This is a genomic window from Kitasatospora sp. NPDC093679, from assembly GCF_040683455.1.
GTDB classification, from domain to species: domain Bacteria; phylum Actinomycetota; class Actinomycetes; order Streptomycetales; family Streptomycetaceae; genus Kitasatospora; species Kitasatospora arboriphila.
On the sequence record NZ_JBFBDW010000013.1, the window covers coordinates 61,617 to 78,719 of the forward strand.

Below are 17,103 nucleotides of genomic sequence, written 5' to 3' on the forward strand. Positions count from 1 at the left end.
CCCGGTGTGGGGAGCCCGCAGCGACTGAAGCGACCGGGATCTCGGATCGGTGCCCGGCTCGGGCGCTGCTTGATGCAGCTCGCTCTCGGTGCTGAAGTGTTCGGTCGCTTGGGTCGCTGTGGTTGGGTCGCTGGTGTTTGTGCAGGTCAGGTGGCATGTGACTGTTGGGTAGCGACTGAAGCGACTGAGGTTTTGGTATATGACGACATTCGTGTGCGCGCGTACGCGTTCATATAACCGACCTTGAGTCGCTTCAGTCGCTGATTCGGCTACTGTAGCTCTCTGACCTGCGGAAACGCGTGGGTTGGTTGGGTAGCTACTGAAGCGACTCAGTCGCTCCCCCACCCCGCACAGTCGCTGTCCCGGACGGCACGACACGCCCGGGACAGCGGCCGAATGAGAAAACCGTGTCGCTGTCTGCCTCACCGAGGTCTCTCCATCCGGACTGAAGTGTTCGGTCGCTTGGGTCGCTGTGGTTGGGTCGCTGGTGTTTGTGCAGGTCAGGTGGCATGTGACTGTTGGGTAGCGACTGAAGCGACTGAGGTTTTGGTATATGACGACATTCGTGTGCGCGCGTACGCGTTCATATAACCGACCTTGAGTCGCTTCAGTCGCTGATTCGGCTACTGTAGCTCTCTGACCTGCGGAAACGCGTGGGTTGGTTGGGTAGCTACTGAAGCGACTCAGTCGCTCCCCCACCCCGCACAGTCGCTGCTGCCCGAGGAACGGCATCATGCCCACCCCTGGCTCCGCTAGTGTGTGGCCCCATATTGGAAAATGAGTCGCTTCGGTCGCTGCTAAGTCGGTGACCTGCACAAACGTGCCAGCGACCGAAGACTGGGCCGAGCACACTGCCCGGAAGCAACGCACAGGTGGGGGAGGAACCGAGTGGTGGCGAGCCTCGACAACGCCTCCACCCCCCGCACCCGCAACCCCTCGGCCATCGCTCTCTGGTGTGCCGGCCAGGGCTGGCCGGTCCACCCCCTCGCCCCAGGCAGCAAACTCCCTGCAGGCAACTGCGGCACCTGCTCTTCCCCCGGACACACCGCCGACGGCTGCCCCTGCCTCACCACCGGCCGCTGGTGCCACGGCTTCCTCGCCGCCACCACCGACCCCGCACTCATCCGTCACTGGTGGACGAAGAACCCGCGCTTCGGCGTCGGCGTCGCCTGCGGCCCCGCCGGCCTCGTCGTCATCGACGTCGACGCACACACCACCCCGGTCCCCGCCCGCGACCGGCTCCTGCCCGGCATCCCCATCGGCGACGACGTCGACCTCACCGGCCTGACCAACGGCTTCCACACCCTCGCCCTGCTCGCCGCCCTCCGCAGCGCACCGAACCCCGCCGACGACACCGAGACCCTCCGGGTACGCACCCCCTCCGGCGGCCTGCACATCTGGTACCGCGCCCACCCCCACCTGCCCGTGCGATCCTCCACCGGCTCCGGCAAGAACCGCGCCCTCGCCTGGCAGGTCGACGTCCGCGCCCGAGGCGGCTACATCATCGCGCCCGGCACCACCACCCCCGCCGGCACCTACACCGCCCTCGGCACCGCCCGGATCCCGGCACCCCTGCCGAACTGGCTCGCCCAGGACCTCCTGCGCACCCACCACGCGGACGAGCCCCACTCCCCCGCAGAAGCCCCCCTGCCGCCCCCACGGGCCCGCCAGGCCGTCACCGCGGCCGGCGGCGCCACAAACCTCCCCCGAGCGCTCCACACTGTCCTTGCCGAGGTCGAGGCCTGCGCGGCCGCCGCCGAAGGCATGGGGTTCACCGAGAAACTCAACCGCGCCGCGTTCACCGCCGGCGGCCTCGTCGCCGCCGGCCGCCTGCGCGCGGACGAAGCCGAAAGCCTCCTGCGTGAAGCCGCAGCAACAGCCCGCCCCCAGCAGGACCGGCGCTGTGAATCGATCATCCGCACCGCACTCGAAGCAGGCGCCCGCCGCCCGCTCCACTCTCGAGGACGCGCATGAACTCCACTGACTACGGGGCAGGGAGCTTCGACCCCACGGCAGCCGCGCAGCAGATCCTCGCTGCCCAAGCCGCCCACCTGTCCATACAGCCAGGGAAACTGCCCGCCGCAGTCCAAGACAGCCTCCTCGACATGGTGAAGCCGACCGACACTTCCCCAGCCCCCGTACACCCGAGCACACCAGCGCCGATGCCCGCCGCGACCGCCCGAGGCCTCCTGCCCGACTCGCTCAGCGACCGCGGCAACGCCAAGCTGTTCGTCCGCCTCTACGGCGGCGACTACCGCTACGTCCCCGGCCTCGGCTGGTACAGCTGGGCCGGCCACCGCTGGCAGATCGACGAGACCGACACCGTCCTGTGGGCCGCCGGAGACCTGGCCGAACAGCTCAGCCTCCACGACCCGACCGGCGCCTACACCAACACCGAACTCGGACGGCACCGCCGCCGCGCCCTGTCCACCAACGGCATGAACGCCATGCTCGAGCAGGCCAAGGCCGCCCCCGGCATGGTGCTGCAGGCCTCCGCCCTCGACGCCGACCCCTACGCCCTGTGCACCCCCGGCGGCGTCGTGGACCTGCGCACCGGGCTCATCGTCCCACCCGACCCCAAGCGGCAGAGCCACTCCCGCTCCACCACCGTCGCACCACAACCGATGCAGACCCCACGCTGGTTCCGCTTCCTCGGCGACACCTTCGGCACCGACACGGCCGGCCAGGAAATGATCAACTTCCTGCACCTGTGCCTCGGCTACTCGATCTCCGGCGACGTCGGCGCGCAGATCATGCCGTTCCTCTACGGCACCGGCAAGAACGGCAAGTCCGTTCTCCTCGACGTGATGCTGCAGCTCCTCGGCGACTACGCGGACGCAGCCCCGCCCGGCTTCCTCATGGCGAAAGCCTTCGACGGGCACCCCACCGATCTCGCCGAACTCCACGGCCGGCGCATCATCATGTGCTCCGAGCTGAAGCCCGGCGACCGCTTCGACGAAGCCCGCGTCAAGCTCCTCACCGGCGGCGACAAGATCAAAGCCCGCCGCATGCGGCAGGACTTCTTCAGCTTCACCCCCACCCACAAACTCTGGCTCCTCGGCAACCACCGCCCCGAGGTCGGCACCGGCGGCCCCGCCTTCTGGCGCCGCATGCGCATGATCCCCTTCGAACGCGTCGTCGCCGAGGACCGCAAGATCGACAACCTCGCCAGCGTCCTCGTCTCCGAAGAAGGCCCCGGCATCCTCGCCTGGCTCATCTCCGGCGCACGCCGCTACTTCGGCGGCGAGAAGGACCTCGCCGGCCCCCAGCAGGTCCAAACCGCCACCAGCGCCTACGCAGAGACCGAAGACAGCGTCGGACGATTCCTCGGCGAAGCCTGCAAAATCGCCGACGGACTCCGCGCCGAACAGGCCCAGCTCTTCGGCGCCTACAACCGCTGGTGCAGCGAAGAAGGAGCCAACCCTGTGACCGCCCGAGCCTTCGCTGCACGAGTACGCGAGACACTGGGTATGACATCCCCGAAAGACATGGTCCTGTCCAACTCCCGCAAGTACTACCCCGGGATCGGCCTCCTGGCCGACGAGGAGCCGCAGCCGTGAGCGCCCTGATCGACCCCGCAGACCTCGCACACGAGATCGAGATCCGCTGGCTCGAAGACCCCGAGCGGCTCGACTACGTCCGCCAATCCCTCGAACGCCTCAGCTCACGCAAGGGCCGACCCCCCTACCACCGCGACGGCCGCATGATCGGCTACGCCATCCTCGGCCCCGGCGCACCAGCATCCCGCGCCTCCGGCACCTTCCGCCGACGCGTCTTCTGGCTCCTCCCCCACGACCGAGACCAGCAGCCCAACGGCCTCTACGCCAGCGGCGCCCCCTCCGAGGCAGTCGACCCACGCACCGTCGCACCCACCGTCAAGGGCGACAAGACCGAGCGCTCCCAAGGCGGACCCGCTTCCCCCGCCATGGTCGAACTGGGAATAACTCTCCCCAAGAGCTGACCCCGCCCGCGCCGCCCTCGAGTCCGACGCCGGGATGCCGCAGCCGCTTGCCCGGTACGGTCCCGCAGACCGACCGCGAGCGACTACCGTCAGGACCACAGGAACCGGCCGGCGCAGGGCCGCGCCAACACGGAGAGGGAGGTGGGGATGAGCGCCCAGCCCACCGAACACAGCGGAAGCCAGCTCGGCCTACCGCCGATGGAAACCGTGCAAGAGCTACGAGCCGCACTGCGGGCCGGCCACGGCTTCCCCGGCGACGCCGAACGCCTCGACGCAGAACTCGCCGCCCAGCTGCTGTGCCGGTCGACCGGCTCGACCAGGTCGCCGAGGTCGGCACCGTGGTCGACCTGGTCACGGTCGCCGAAATCGCCGCCGTCTACCGCGGCCGGGTACTGCTCGCAGCTGACAGGGACGCCGTCGACGCGATCGACGAGGCCGTCGCGAACCTGCTGGCCCGGCAGAGCGCCGGGTGAGTCACCCGGACCACCCCGGCGGCGAGGTGGTCGCCGTAGTCACTGACCGCGCCGCCCAGCGCGCCAAGGAGCTCGGCGCCGACCAGCCGATCGAGCGACTGCGCCGGGAGCTCGAACACCAGCCGCGCCTGGGCTGGCTGATCCGCACGATCACCGAAGCCACACAGCAGATCGAGCTGTACTCCCCCCGCATCGAGGGCGACCCGGGCACCGGCCGACCTGCCATCAACGTGGTCCATGCCTACTCCCCCGCACCACCCTGGCCGCCGACCGTGCGGATCGCCGCCATCGTCCCCGAGGACCCCTCCCGCCCCCACCAGTAGCACGGGCCGGCCAGCGTCCTCCGACATGACCAGCTCCCCCGCCGTGGCGACGCAATGTTCGGACCAGGCGCCCTGCTCGGCACTCCAACACCCTGCCCCGGCCGCGCGGCCCGCTGCCAAGCAGCCCTGCACCAGCCCCCGCCACCCCGTCCAGTGACCGACAGCCCCGGCCACCGCGGTCCAGCATCAGCAACCCGGGACAGTCGGACCGCCAACCAGCGTGCCCAGTCGAGCCCAGCCGCTCCGCGACCGACGAGCCTGCGACCGACATCTTCGCCGGTGGGCGGAACTGACGCTTCCCCAGCCCGGAATCGGCCCCTCCTAGGCATGTTCACGCCATAGCATGCATGCCAACTATTTCGCGAGCATGTTCGGTTGTTAGGCATGTCCTTGGCACATCGCCAACAACAGGGGGGACACCTCATGCTCAAGAAGACCGCCACGGCCCTCGTGGCACTCGGCCTCCTGGCCGCCCCAATGGCCACCAGCGCCTCGGCAGAACCCGCGTCCCTGCGCCCGGCCGTTGCCGCCGGTGCACAGATCGACCTCACCGACGCGAAGGTCTCCTACTTCGGCTACGACGGCAAGGACACGTTCAAGAGCCCGGTCATCGACGGATCGGACGCCAAGGCGGCCGACCCGTCGTACTGGCTGCCGAAATCACTGGTCTCCAACGCCACCGCGGGTAAGACCCCCACGGCAAACACCCCGGAGCAGCCGTCCGCGGTCGGCTTCTACTGCACCCTGTGGGTCGGTAAGACGATCCTTAGCGGCGGCAGGCTCGAGGCCGGCACACACCAGACCTGTACCGGCGCGTTCCATGACCAGTACACCGTCGCCGCATTCGACCGCAGCAGCTGGACCGGCTGGCGGTCGATGACCAGCAGCGGTACCGGCCCCAGCAGCAACAACCAGGTCAACGACTCGACGTTCCGCGTCGGCTGCAACACCGGAGGCGGCACCTACGACTACAGGCTGTGGGGCAACGGCATGGCCTACTCCTCGGAAACCGGCAAGCTCGTCGCCGGCGATACCCTGTACGGGGAGAAGGGCCGCTACACCTGCGGCACCTGACCGCCCGACACCCGCCCGTCGGCAAGGGGATGGCAATGATCGGACGAGAACACTCGCGCGCGACCTTCAAGCACCCCGGGAAGTGGTGGCACAAGCCCGCATCCCGCAGCCGCCGCGTGATCAGAGGCATTCTCGGGCGGAAACGGCACCTGCAGACCGTCTCCGCCAGCCCCACCCAGCCGGGTGACTTCCCACCCGACTACTGGACCAGCGGGCAGTAGAACACCCGAATGTGCCCGGCGCCCACAAGCGCCGGGCACAAGCGCTTCCAGACGGCAGCCCGAGCCGCGAAACCCACCCCTGGATCTCGCTGTGCGGATTACCCCTGTGCCACCACTGCCGTCCCCGGCACAGGACGGCGTCCGGGCAGGCAATGACAGATCCCCGGACGCCGCCGCTGCTGATCATGCCACGCCCCTGCCCGGCAACCAGGACCGGGCCCAGCACACCTGCGCAACCTTCATTCGCTGACCACGCCCCTGAGGAATACGCCAGGCAGCAGGGAGACGATCCGCGGCGGTGCAGACCACACTGGACGGCAACCTGGGGCAGCCGGTTCCGTGAACTGCAGACGGTGGCCCGATCTGCCCGCCGCCACCGATCAGCCAGCGTCGGCAATCTCCCCGAGCCGGGCAGCCACCGCCTCGACCTCCACCGTGCCCTGCGTCACCTCCACCGTGCTCCGCGCCATCGCCGCCGCACGCCCCTCCGCATCAATGCAGTGCTGCGCACTCTGGCCGTACCACAGCAACGCCTTCGACCAGTGCTGCTGCGCCTCGGCGTCCGGGATCGGGCCGTACTCCTGCGCCGAGTCCACATGGACCCGCATCGTGCGGCACGCCTGTGCCACGGCACCGGAGTCCCCGGACGCCGCGGCCTGGCCAACCGCGACCGCGTCAGCCTGGATGTTCTTGACGTGAGTCAGACCCCCTCCGGCCGACCACGTCCCGATCGCAGGACCGTCAGTGGAGGCAGCTGGCGAGGGCGTGGCCGACACGACGGCGGCCGACCCGGCACCCGTGTTACTGCTGCTGCCACACCCTGCGGTGAACAGCACCACGGTGGCACCCGTTGTGGCCCAAAGCGCGGCCCGTTGGCTGCTGCGGGCCGGACGAAGCAACGAGGTCGAGGACATGAGTACGGGCATGCGAAGGCCTCCTGCGTTCTGCTGGGTGATCACACGCCACGCTTCCACCTCTCGGCGGGACGCACAGCAGGGTTGCCGAACCGAGACCAGCCTGGCGGCTGGGTCTTCGCCGACTCGGACCTGGCGGTCGGGCTCGACGCATGCGGACAGCAACTCCGTGGTCCAGCGGCACTACTCCAGCCGGCGACCGGGCGAAGCGCGCCGAGCGGGCCGACTCCTCCGGCCTGCTCGGCTGGATGACCACCCACCGCTCGGCCCGGCCGGTGGGCGCCGGACCGGGCGATCCGCACCTGCACGTCCACATCACCTTCGCCAACATGGCCCGCACCCTCAACGACGGGAAGTGGCGCGCGCCCGGCGCCGGCGGACGCGACGCCCACCGCCACGCGCTGGCCGCCGACGCGCTGGTGAAGGCGCGGCTGCGCGAGCTCACCGCGGCCCGGTTCGGGATCCGCTGGGAGCGCTCGAAGGAAACCGGCGCGTGGGAGGTCGTCGGCATCCCCCAGGAGCTGCGGACCGCGTTCTCCCGCCGGCACCTGCAGATCGCCGACGCGGTCACCGAGGGCATGACCGCCCGCGAGCAGAAGCTCGTCGCGCAGCAGCTCGCCGAGCGCAAGAGCGACCAGGCCGTCAGCGAGCGCGCCGACTGGCTGCAGCGGGCCCGCCAGGTCCGGGTCGACGGCCGCCCGCTCGACGTCACCGCGATGGTCCGCGCGGCCACGCCCGGCTGGAGCGGCCCCGGCGGCGCGCCGTCCGGCCCGGCCGGACCGGACGGCCCCCAGCCGCCCTCACCCGAGCGGATCGCCGCGTGGATCTGGCGCGAGGACGGCGGCCTGGTCGCCTCCGCCAAGGTCGTCACCCGCGCCGCCGTCCTCGCGGCGGTCATCGACGCCTGCCCGCGCGGCCTGGCGAGCGCCGAACAGGCCGAGCACCTCACCGACCGGGTCCTCGCGGTCGAGGGCCACGCCGTGCGCCTGCCGGACCAGGGCGCCGACCACTTCTCGAACTCGGCGAGGTTCACCCACACCTCGATCCTGGCGGCCGAGCAGGCCATCACCGAGACCGCCGCCGCCCGGCTCGGCGAGGGCGCCGCCCGCATCACGGCGGCCGCCGCCGAACTCGCGCTGTCCACCGTCGAGGCGAGCCGCGGATTCAGGCTCAGCGACCAGCAGCGCGGTCGTCGAGCGGCTGCTGACCGCCGGTCACGGCCTGGACGTCGTCGTCGGAGTCGCCGGCGCGGGCAAGACCACGCTGATGGAGGCCGCCCGGGTCGGCTGGGAGGCGGCGGGCCTGCGGGTGTGCGGCGCGGCCACCGCCGCCGTCGCCGCCGCGAACCTCGCCACCGAAGCCGGGATCGAGTCCTCGACCATCGCCGGGTGGCTGCGGGCCGACCACGGCGGACCCGGCCTCGACCAGGTCGACGTCCTGGTCGTCGACGAGGGCGCGATGGTCGACGACCGGGCGGTCGCCGAGCTGCTGCGGCGTGCAGGCACCACCGGCACCAAGGTCGTGATGATCGGCGACCCGCAGCAGCTGCGGGCGATCGGCGTCGGCGGCGGATTCGCCGCCGCGCACGCCCTGGTCGACGGCGCGGTGCTCACCGAGAACCGCCGCCCGAAGGACGCCGCCGAGCGGGCCGCGCTGGAGGTCTGGCGCGACGGGGCCCGCACCAGCGCGCTCGCCGCGTGGGCCGAAGCCGGCCACGTCCACGCGGTCGACACCGCCGAGCAGGCGCACACCGGGATGCTCACCGCCTGGCTCGACCAGCGCCGCCGCTGGGAGGCCGACCCGCACGAGCTCACCGAGCGCCTCGTCGTCCTCGCCGCCACCAACGCCGACACCGAGCTGCTGAACGCCGCCGCCCGCCGCCTGCTGCAAGAACGCGGCGAGCTCACCGGCGCCCGCACCTACCGGCAGGCCGGCGGCCGGACGCTGGAGCTCGCGGCCGGGGACCAGGTCCGGGTCCGCAAGAACGACTACCGCTCCCGGCGCGACGACTCCCAGCCGGACGTGCTGAACGGCTCCCGGGGCATCGTCCGGGAGCTCGACGAGCACGGCCGCGCCCTGGTCGAGTGGCGCCGCTCCGGCCCGGACGGCCACCGCCTGCAGCAGGCATGGATCACGCCCGACCAGATCGCCGCCGGCGCGCTCTCCCACGGCTACGCGATGACCATCGCCGCAGCCCAGGGCCTGACCGCCGACGTCGCCCTGGTCTACGGCATGGGCGCCGACGCCTACTCCCTCTACCCGGCGCTCTCCCGGGCCCGCGAAGCGCGCATCCCGAACTGGCGCGAGCGCCGGTTCGGCAAGCTGCCCACCGAGGAGCTGCTGCCCGGGGCCGAGGACGCCGACCGGGCCGCCGAGACCGCCCGCGCCCGCGCCGCGGACCTGCAGGCCCGCGCGGACGACGCCCGCCGGGTGCTCGGCACCCCGGACGCGCCCGGCCAGCAGCAGGCCGACGCCGTCGCCGCGTGGCTGGACGCCGCCGCCCAGGCCGTCGAGCACGTCCAGGCGCTGGAGCAGCTGCTCCAGCAGGCGTACGCGGACCAGAACGCGGCGCGCGCCGCGCAGGCCGAGGCCGCCGAGCAGGCCCGGCGCGGGCGGCTGGCCCTGCGCCTGGACGGCACCAGCCGCGCCGAACAGCAGCAGGCCGCCGCGCAGGCCCTGGCCCAGCGGCTCGCCGCCGAGGAGGGACAGCGGGAGATCCGGCGACTGCTGGACCCGGCCCTCGCCGAGGCCCGCCGGGTGATGGAACCCGCCGCCACCCAGTTGAAGCTGCCACGGTGGCCGGCCGGGAACGGCGACGAGCTGACCGAGCGCCTCACCGCGTACCGCGCGGCCCTGCCCGCCTACGCCGCCAACCTCGCCCGGCAGGACGAGTACGAGGCGAGGCGGCTGCAGACCCAGGCCGACACCCAGCACACCACCGCCGAGAAGCAGGAGCGCCGGGCGAACGGCCTGCGCGCCGAGGCCCGCGCCCGCGCGGCGCTCTCCCCGCAGCGGTCGGCGATCGAGAGCATCGGGCGGACCGCCCACCAGCTGGCCACGGCCACCGAGCTCGCGGCCCAGCAGGCCCGCGATGCCGAGGCCCGCCGGATCGCCGAGCAGAACCGCCGCTACGAGCCGCCAGCCCAGGGCCGGTCCGGGCCAAGTTTGGGCCGCTGAGCGGACGTCAGCCCGCTATGTGGCTGGTCTGCTCGGGCAGCGTCCCGAGGCCCGTGGCGCAGTTGTGCCGACAGCCCCTCATGATGTGGCCCGGCTGATCTCGGGTCAGACCAGCAAAAGCAAGTGGATGATCACAGCCCGGCCAGCCGCACCCGGGCACCGGGAGACTCGTACGTCCCCGGCCCGGCAAGTCGCCATACATAGTCAGCATTCTTACTTGTCGTCTTAGCTGTCATCGTATGGATGTCATAAGGACTTCGTATGACACCTCGTGAACCGGCAAGTCGACTGCCCGCTTGACGATTTTCAGCGTCGAGAATCAGGCACCCCGACGGGTACGGTGGGGTCATGACGATGCAGCAGGAGAGCGAAACGGCTTCGCCGACCGGGGGGAAGTCGCCGGGCGCGCTACCCCAGGACGAGACGGTCATGAAGCTGCTCAACCGTAGCGGACGTCTGACCCGGACGGCTCCGTATCGGCGGACGTTGCTCCAGCAGGGCAAGCCCGGGAAGACCAAGCCCGGGCCACTTGCCGAGCTGGTCCGGCGGAAGCAGGAACGGGCACTGGACCTGCTGCTGCTCGTCGGCGCGGTGACCAGCGGCGGCGACTTCTCGGTCATCGAGTGGTCCACCACCTGGGGCCGCACGGTGGGGCTGTACGACGAGGGCTCCGCGACCACCTCGGTCTCCCGGTCCTGGAAGGTGCTCCGCGACCTCCGGCTGATCTCCACCGCGCGAGGCAGCCAGGGGAAGACCGTGGTCACCAAGCTCCTCGAAGACGGATCCGGAGCCCCGTACCGGCCGCCGGGGGACGGCGACCCGTACTTCCAGCTGCCCTTCGAGTACTGGGAGAAGGGCTGGTACAAGAAGCTCAGCCTGCCGGCGAAGGCGCTACTCCTGATCACCCTGAGTTTGAGGAAGCCGCGGTTCGCCCTACCGCAGGAGCGCGTGAAGGACTGGTACGGGCTGTCCGAGGCCACCGCCGGCAAGGGGATCAACGAGCTCCTGAAGCACAACATCCTCGTCCACGTCGACGACGAGTGGTACGACACCCTGGCCACCCGATCGGGACGGGCCTCCCGGCCCGTCTACGCCTTGTGGGAGCCGTTCGCCCCCCGCGGGCTCGGCATTCCTGTGACGGACGTCGAGCCGTCGCCCACGACGACTCCGGGCCCGTGAGGGCCTCGGAGTGCAGTACGCCGCGCCGCCCCTCCAGGCGCCAACCGAAGAAGGGGCAACGCGGCCAAACCATCAAGAATCGCTCAATTAGGAGGAGTTATCTCAATGGGTATTTACAGCTGGCAGCGTAAGGCTGCTCCTAGCCAGGTTACCCACCCCCTGGCCTGGCCTAAGCGCTGCACCTGGGTGGCCGTGGTGGTGATCGTCGTCGGCTTGCCGATGACCGCGGTCCTCCCGGCCGCCCCCACCCAGACTGTCGGCACCTGGGCAAGCGTCGCTGTGGGCCTGGCTGCGGTGGGCCAGCAGATGCGCAAGAAGTCCGCCTGAAATCGGGGGACGGCCTCTCCAGGGCCGTCCCCTTCTTCCGCCCGGAGGGGTAGCCCCGTCGCCTGGCCGGGGCGCCGATAAGCAGGCCGTACCCGTGATGGTGGGCTGCACCCCGCCGGTGAAGCACAACACGGCGTCTCAACGCGGGTCAGCGAATTCGACCAGGTCGCCGCCGGCGTCGGCCAGCTGGTCGGCGAGCCGGGCCGCCAGGCCGTGCCCGGGGTGGCGCTCCAGCCGGTTGCGGCGCCGGTTGTAGCGCTGGGTGGTGCGCGGGTCCTTGTGGTCGGCGCCGTCCTGGACGTCCTCCAGCTTGTCGCCGGCGGCGAGCGCGTCGGTGATGCCGTCGCCGCGCAGGACGTGCGGGTGGATCGAGTCGGCCTGCGGCAGTCCGGCCCGGCGGGCCAGGCGCCGCAGCAGCTTCCACACCTCTGGCTCGCGCAGCCGGGCGCCGGTGCGGGTGACGAACAGCGGGCCCGTCGTGCGGTCGCCGACGTAGTCCTGCAGGGCGTGCCAGACGAACGGCGGCACGGGCTTGTTCTTCCACTTCCCGCCCTTCACCCGGATCCGCAGGACGTGGTGGCCTCGGTCGTAGCCGAGGTGCTCGACGTCGGCGGCGAGCAGGCTGTCGACGCGGAGGAACAGCACGTACAGGCAGAGCACGAGGGCGTACGCGCGCGGCGAGCGGGCGCGGGCGGCCTCGACCAGGCGGAGGTTCTCCTGCGGGGTCAGGCCCTCGGTGGCGGAGTGGTCGGGGTCGATCTGCGGTCGCAGGACGTCGGCGAACGGGTCGCCGACCGACAGCGCCTTCGTCTTCACCGCGTAGCGGTAGAAGGAGCTGTTGGCGGAGAGGACGTTCGCGCGGGCCGCGTCCGAGTACGGCTTCCCGGTCGGTGCCATCTGCCCGTAGGCGCCGCCCTTCACCCGGACCAGGGTGGGCGCGGTCTCCAGGTGCCGGGCGAAGGCGTCCGCCAGGGCGGCCTCGACGGCCAGCGGGTGGCGGCCGCGCTCGGCGCAGTACCGGCTCCACACCCGGAAGTGCCGGGCGTAGGTGCGGCGGGTGTTCGGCGAGTGGTAGTGGGCGATCCAGGCGCCGGCGAGGTCGGGCAGCGGGTCGTCCTCGCCCCACTCGGCGGCCAGGTCTTCGCGCAGCAGCCGCGCCTCCTCGGGCCAGTCGCCGCGGGGGTCGAGCGGGACGGCGGGCACCATGGTGCCCGCCGTCCGCAGCACGGGGCGGCTCACCGCGTGCCCGGCATCCGCTCGCCCTCGCGCAGCTCCCAGGCCCCGGTGGGCCGGTCCACGACCAGGGTGAGGTGCCGGTCGACCTCGTCGCCGCGCTCGCCGCCCCACTGCTTGACGAGGAACTCGGTGTCGGTGATCACCCAGTCGTCGTCGAAGGTGTCGCCGAGCGGGGCGGGGCGGCCGTCGTCCGGCACGGCCAGGGAGATGGGCATGTCGGCGGGCAGTCCGGCCAAGGCCTCGCGCAGCCGCCCGACGGTCCAAGCGTCGGCGGTGTGGTGGTACGTCTCGGGTCGCTCGGTCACCGGGTGTTCCTTTCGGGTCCAAAGCCCTCGGGTGGCACCCCGGGCAGGTCCCAGACGAACCTGCCCTGTACCTCATTGCTGATCCGCACGTAGGTGGGGCCGCCGCGGTCCCGCTCGGCCTGCGCGAGCAAGGCCCGTGCCGCCTCGACGATCACCGGGTCGGAGACCTCGACTCGCTGGGTGAGCAGGCCCTCGGACTCCCAGTCGCCGAGCAGCCTGTCGACGATCGAGGCGGACACCGCCCAGGTGAACAACCCCGGCTCGAAGTGGTCGCGGGCGACCGCGAAGTCGATCTCGGTCACGGGGCGTCCTTCCGGGTCAGGTCCGTGGTGTCGACCCGCGCGGCCTCGGCGTCGCGGGCAGTGTCGGCGGCGGCCGGCCGCTTCTTCGTCATGGTCCTGACCCTATCGGCCAGAAGGAAGGATAACGGTCCTTATCCTTCCCTTTCCCGAGGCCGTTCCGGGGGCTCACCGGATCAGCTTGTGCAGCACCGGCACGCTGGCCCCGGCGGCGGTCAGTCCGGACAGCACGGCGGTGGCGACCGGACTGTGGCCGAGGAAGGTCAGCACGCCGGCGACGATCCCGATGACAGCGGCGATGAGGAGAACGAGGGCGGTGCGCGCCGGCAGGAGCGGCGCGGTCTCGGTGGAGGAGACACGGTCCGGGGCGGTGTTCGTGTTCTCGGTCATGTCTCCAGGACAGCCTCCAGGGTGTCGGTCCTGCACACAGGGCGGAGGATCCCGGAGAAAGCCGTCTCGGCCCGGCCGGTGCCGGACGTCCGGCAGTGTCCGGGAAACACCGGTGCCGTCCGGGCATCCGGCCCTACGGTGGCCTTGACGTGCAGTCACCGGCGGAGGGGGTCAAGCGGTGCGTGACGGCGGGCTGGGCGGGGACGGCGGGTTCGACAAGCAGTTGGCGCTCTTCGCGGAGGACCTACGGCGGTTGAGGATCGAGTGCGGCGGGCCCTCCTACGCGAAGATCAGCAGGCTGGCGCCGAAGGAGCAGCCGCTCTCGAACTCCGCGATCGGCGAGATCCTGACCGGCAAGTACCTGCCCGGCGTCGACCCGCTGATGGCTCTGGTGCGGATCTTGCTGACCGTCGGCGCGGATCGGCCGCCGGCCCGGACCGACCCGCGGCTCGCCGAGTGGCGCTCCCGCTGGACCGAGCTGAAGATCCGGCAGTCCGCCCTGCGCAACTCCTCCACGTTCGCCGCTCCGGCCGTCGACCAGCCCACCTCGGCGGTCCCGGCCGGCTCCACCGACTCCCCCGCGCCCACCGGCGCGGCCGACGGCGTCGGAGCCCCCAGCAGCGTTCTGCTGGAACAGGGAGTCCCCGTGCGCGCCGTACTGAACGCGCTGCAGCAACGCGCCCTGGTCTCCGTGGACCTGGCCGTCGAAGACACCGGCATCATCAACTCGATCGCGTTCTCCCCCGACGGCGCTCTCCTCGCCGCCGCCGCGCGGAGAGGCAGCTCGGTGCGGCTGTGGGAGACGGCGACCCTCGAACCGGCAGGCCAGCTGCGGACCGGGCATGTCGACGGCGCCATCTGGATCGGGTTCTCCCCCGCGGGCGGCGTCCTGGCCTCCGCAGGCAACGACGGATCCGTCCGCCTCCTTGACACCGCCACAGGCATGCCCCTCGGGCAGTTCCCCACCTACATCCCCCGCATCCCCAACGCCGCCGCCAGGCCCTGCGCATTCTCCCTCGACGGCCGGCTGCTCGCCATCCAGGCCGAAGCCCGCCTCGTGCACATCCGGGACGCCGCCAGCGGCGACCTCGTCTGCGAGATCACCACCGGGGACGACAACATCGACATGCTCGCGTTCGCCTCCAACGGCCTACTGGCCACCGGGCACAGCGTAGGCCTGCACCTGTGGGACCCCGTCACGGGCGCGGTGGCCGGCAAGCTGTCCGCCGGCAACAACCCCACCAAGAGCATCTCGTTCGGTGCGGCGAACGTCTCCGAGGCGAGCGCCCTGGCGGCGACTGTCAGCTATCAGAAGCCACGCACCGTGCGACTGTACGACCTGAACACCCTTGCTCAGATCGCGGACTTTTTCCTTCACAGTCCCGAACCCTCGTACAGCCTGAGGGCGGTCTTCTCCCCTGACGGCCGGATCCTCGCCGCCAGCACCGACGAGACCCTCATCATGTTCGACACGACGACCCGCGAGATCGTCCACATCGTCCTCGTCAATCGCCGCAGCCCCCTGGCCTTCTCACCCAGCGGCCGCCTGCTCGCCGCCGCCAACTCGGTGGGGCTGGGCCTGTGGATCCTCCCCGCCGCCCCAGAGCCGTCGTAGCGATCGCCTGCAGCAGACCGAGAAGGAAATGAATGATCATTATCCTTCCCTCAGTCCGCTGCTTTAGGGCTCAACGATTAGTGCTGCAGCACTGGGAGGCTCGCCCCGGAGGCGGCCAGCACCGCGCCTGGTCACGGGCCGAGGCCGAGGAAGGTCAGGCCCCGACGATTAGGCCGAAGAAGACCGCGATGAGGAGGGGTGCGCGCTCTGCCGGCATGTATCCGCTCACTGCGACCGCCGACCTTGCCGACGTGTTCTCCACCTACCTCCAGCAGGGGCTCAGGCGCGGCCAAAATCCAGCGAGCCGATCGCGGAGAGGAACCAGGACCGGGTGGGAGCGCCAGCAGGCGATCGGCTACCAGGGAGCTGGGGCAGCAAGCGATTTGATGGGGTGACCGGGCCTGGCCTTATAGTCCGACGGTGTACTTGTGCTACGTCGATGATTCGGGCTCGGACAACATTCGCACCCTGACCGGTCTGCTGGTGCCAGCCGCCGGGTGGAGCGATGTGATGCACTGCTGGCTGGAGGGACGGCGGGCAGTCGAGGCCGAGTGGGGCGTGGCGAAGAGCACCGAGCTGCATGCGGTGAAGCTGGTGAAGGGCCGGGGCCGGTTCTGCGTGACGGAGGAGCAGGACAAGCTGTTCCAGAAGCCGAGCCGGATCGCTGCACACGAGATGCTGCTCAAGCGGTTGGCTCGGTGCGAGAACGTGACGGTCACGACGGTGGCCTGCCGGACCAGTGTTCTCCCGGACGTGTACACCTGCTTCGTCGAGCACCTTGAGGAGTGGGCTGCGGCGAAGGACACCCACGTGATGGTGGTCCTTGACGGGAATCCGGGGCCGGCGGACACCGACGGCCTGACTGCGGAGGCTGCGAGCGAGGCCTGGCGGCATGCGGTGCGCAACGCGGCTCCGTACCGGGGCGTGCACCGTGGTCTGCCGCTGGCGTCCCGCCGGGTGCTGGAGGACCCGGTGATGCAGGACAGCGCGCACAGCCAGCTCATCCAGGCCGCTGACATGGTCGCCTACGCGGCCTACCATCACCTGGCCTGTTCCGATCCCACGCTGTGGCCGAGGCTGAAGCCGATCGGCCCGATGTCGCGTTCCTACCGCCGCCTGAAGCCGCGGTGGCTGGGCGACCCCGCTGGCGAGGGGATCGTGTGGAGGGACGCGCCCGGCGGTTCCTGAGAACTGGCCCGGGAACGCAGAAACCCCCGGACGGACCGGGGGCCTACGAGGTGCAAGATCCCTTGGGCGTTCTCGATCGAGCGCATAGGACCTTGCACATATATGTTCGCGGATACAGCAAGCAATGGCAAGCTGCGCAGACAGTGACCGTTCTCTCGGATTGGGGCCGCGGGCCCGGCCCCGCGAGGTCACTGATCGGAGATGAGCTGCTGGAACAGTGCGCATTCCATGGCATGCCACTCCCGGACCATGACCTCGCCGTCGCCGGCCCGGACGACTTCGAAGTGCCAGGGCAGGCAGTCGGTACAGGGCCACACCTCGTAGGGTGCCCCGTTCTCGTCGAAGGCGGGCAGGTCGACGGAACCGATGGGTTCGCCGTAGGTGATCTTGCGGCTGCGCGGTGACGTCATGGGTCCTCGGA

The 17,103-nt window shown here is 70.9% G+C and carries 17 protein-coding genes and 2 pseudogenes; 12 read left to right on the plus strand and 7 right to left on the minus strand.

Annotation, left to right across the window (positions count from 1 at the left end):
* Window positions 1-942 precede the first annotated feature (942 nt).
* The 6 genes from AB0O09_RS13995 (at window position 943) to AB0O09_RS14020 (ending at window position 5,831) form a co-directional block, all read left to right on the plus strand.
* Window positions 943-1,974: a bifunctional DNA primase/polymerase gene (locus tag AB0O09_RS13995; RefSeq protein WP_363541974.1), complete on the plus strand. Its 1,032-nt coding sequence runs from the start codon at window positions 943-945 to the stop codon at window positions 1,972-1,974.
* Window positions 1,975-2,162: 188 nt separating this feature from the next.
* Window positions 2,163-3,560, plus strand: a complete 1,398-nt coding sequence (locus AB0O09_RS14000; protein ID WP_363541860.1) for a phage/plasmid primase, P4 family — start codon at window positions 2,163-2,165, stop codon at window positions 3,558-3,560.
* Entirely contained in the window at window positions 3,557-3,961 is a 405-nt protein-coding gene (locus tag AB0O09_RS14005) for a DUF6009 family protein (protein WP_363541861.1), read from the plus strand. The genes AB0O09_RS14000 and AB0O09_RS14005 overlap by 4 nt, the downstream gene beginning before the upstream one ends.
* A gap of 296 nt (window positions 3,962-4,257) precedes the next feature.
* Window positions 4,258-4,434: a hypothetical protein gene (locus AB0O09_RS14010; RefSeq protein WP_363541863.1), complete on the plus strand. Its 177-nt coding sequence runs from the start codon at window positions 4,258-4,260 to the stop codon at window positions 4,432-4,434.
* Window positions 4,431-4,757, plus strand: coding sequence for a hypothetical protein (locus AB0O09_RS14015; protein ID WP_363541865.1), 327 nt, complete (start codon window positions 4,431-4,433; stop codon window positions 4,755-4,757). The genes AB0O09_RS14010 and AB0O09_RS14015 overlap by 4 nt, the downstream gene beginning before the upstream one ends.
* A 423-nt stretch (window positions 4,758-5,180) precedes the next feature.
* Window positions 5,181-5,831, plus strand: coding sequence for a hypothetical protein (locus tag AB0O09_RS14020; protein WP_363541867.1), 651 nt, complete (start codon window positions 5,181-5,183; stop codon window positions 5,829-5,831).
* Between the two features lie 601 nt (window positions 5,832-6,432).
* On the opposite strand, the gene AB0O09_RS14025 is transcribed toward AB0O09_RS14020, so the two are convergent.
* Window positions 6,433-6,978 carry a hypothetical protein gene (locus AB0O09_RS14025; protein WP_363541869.1) on the minus strand — a complete coding sequence of 182 codons (546 nt, stop codon included), beginning with the start codon at window positions 6,976-6,978 and terminating at the stop codon, window positions 6,433-6,435.
* A 140-nt stretch (window positions 6,979-7,118) separates the two neighbouring features.
* On the opposite strand from AB0O09_RS14025, the pseudogene AB0O09_RS14030 reads away from it, so the two are divergent.
* Window positions 7,119-7,628, plus strand: a pseudogene (locus AB0O09_RS14030) (relaxase domain-containing protein); the annotation flags it as partial.
* 138 nt (window positions 7,629-7,766) lie between these two features.
* Here the strand turns inward: AB0O09_RS14030 and AB0O09_RS14035 are convergent.
* Window positions 7,767-8,003 carry a hypothetical protein gene (locus tag AB0O09_RS14035; protein ID WP_363541870.1) on the minus strand — a complete coding sequence of 79 codons (237 nt, stop codon included), beginning with the start codon at window positions 8,001-8,003 and terminating at the stop codon, window positions 7,767-7,769.
* 160 nt (window positions 8,004-8,163) lie between these two features.
* Between AB0O09_RS14035 and AB0O09_RS14040 the strand changes: the two are divergent.
* The 3 genes and pseudogenes from AB0O09_RS14040 to AB0O09_RS14050 form a co-directional block, all read left to right on the plus strand.
* Window positions 8,164-10,143: pseudogene (locus tag AB0O09_RS14040) on the plus strand (AAA family ATPase); the annotation flags it as partial.
* A 348-nt stretch (window positions 10,144-10,491) separates the two neighbouring features.
* Window positions 10,492-11,322, plus strand: coding sequence for a hypothetical protein (locus AB0O09_RS14045; protein ID WP_363541872.1), 831 nt, complete (start codon window positions 10,492-10,494; stop codon window positions 11,320-11,322).
* A gap of 105 nt (window positions 11,323-11,427) precedes the next feature.
* Entirely contained in the window at window positions 11,428-11,649 is a 222-nt protein-coding gene (locus AB0O09_RS14050) for a hypothetical protein (RefSeq protein WP_363541873.1), read from the plus strand.
* A 138-nt stretch (window positions 11,650-11,787) separates the two neighbouring features.
* Here AB0O09_RS14050 and AB0O09_RS14055 read toward each other — a convergent pair whose 3' ends face one another.
* From AB0O09_RS14055 to AB0O09_RS14070, 4 genes are all read right to left on the minus strand, one after another.
* Window positions 11,788-12,888 carry a tyrosine-type recombinase/integrase gene (locus AB0O09_RS14055; protein WP_363541874.1) on the minus strand — a complete coding sequence of 367 codons (1,101 nt, stop codon included), beginning with the start codon at window positions 12,886-12,888 and terminating at the stop codon, window positions 11,788-11,790.
* A complete protein-coding gene (locus tag AB0O09_RS14060; RefSeq protein WP_363541875.1) occupies window positions 12,885-13,190 on the minus strand; it encodes a DUF6225 family protein in 306 nt (101 codons plus the stop codon). Before AB0O09_RS14060 ends, AB0O09_RS14055 begins: the two co-directional genes overlap by 4 nt.
* Window positions 13,187-13,492, minus strand: a complete 306-nt coding sequence (locus tag AB0O09_RS14065; protein ID WP_363541876.1) for a hypothetical protein — start codon at window positions 13,490-13,492, stop codon at window positions 13,187-13,189. Before AB0O09_RS14065 ends, AB0O09_RS14060 begins: the two co-directional genes overlap by 4 nt.
* Window positions 13,493-13,657: 165 nt before the next feature.
* Window positions 13,658-13,879 carry a hypothetical protein gene (locus tag AB0O09_RS14070; RefSeq protein ID WP_363541877.1) on the minus strand — a complete coding sequence of 74 codons (222 nt, stop codon included), beginning with the start codon at window positions 13,877-13,879 and terminating at the stop codon, window positions 13,658-13,660.
* 178 nt (window positions 13,880-14,057) lie between these two features.
* Here AB0O09_RS14070 and AB0O09_RS14075 point away from each other — a divergent pair, with 178 nt between their 5' ends.
* The gene (locus tag AB0O09_RS14075) at window positions 14,058-15,494 is read left to right on the plus strand and encodes a WD40 repeat domain-containing protein (RefSeq protein WP_363541878.1); all 1,437 of its coding nucleotides are present in this window, start codon (window positions 14,058-14,060) and stop codon (window positions 15,492-15,494) included.
* A 420-nt stretch (window positions 15,495-15,914) separates the two neighbouring features.
* A complete protein-coding gene (locus AB0O09_RS14080) occupies window positions 15,915-16,682 on the plus strand; it encodes a DUF3800 domain-containing protein (protein ID WP_363541879.1) in 768 nt (255 codons plus the stop codon).
* A gap of 188 nt (window positions 16,683-16,870) precedes the next feature.
* Here AB0O09_RS14080 and AB0O09_RS14085 read toward each other — a convergent pair whose 3' ends face one another.
* On the minus strand, window positions 16,871-17,092 hold the full coding sequence (locus AB0O09_RS14085; protein WP_363541880.1) for a hypothetical protein: 222 nt from the start codon (window positions 17,090-17,092) through the stop codon (window positions 16,871-16,873).
* Between the last annotated feature and the right edge of the window lie 11 nt (window positions 17,093-17,103).

Coding starts and splice junctions, on each gene's coding strand:
- AB0O09_RS14000 (WP_363541860.1), top strand. CDS start 2,163: ATGCCCGCCGCGACCGCCCGAGGCCTCCTGCCCGACTCGCTCAGCGAC.
- AB0O09_RS14020 (WP_363541867.1), top strand. CDS start 5,181: ATGCTCAAGAAGACCGCCACGGCCCTCGTGGCACTCGGCCTCCTGGCC.
- AB0O09_RS14025 (WP_363541869.1), bottom strand. CDS start 6,978: ATGCCCGTACTCATGTCCTCGACCTCGTTGCTTCGTCCGGCCCGCAGC.
- AB0O09_RS14045 (WP_363541872.1), top strand. CDS start 10,492: ATGACGATGCAGCAGGAGAGCGAAACGGCTTCGCCGACCGGGGGGAAG.
- AB0O09_RS14050 (WP_363541873.1), top strand. CDS start 11,428: ATGGGTATTTACAGCTGGCAGCGTAAGGCTGCTCCTAGCCAGGTTACC.
- AB0O09_RS14070 (WP_363541877.1), bottom strand. CDS start 13,879: ATGACCGAGAACACGAACACCGCCCCGGACCGTGTCTCCTCCACCGAG.
- AB0O09_RS14085 (WP_363541880.1), bottom strand. CDS start 17,092: ATGACGTCACCGCGCAGCCGCAAGATCACCTACGGCGAACCCATCGGT.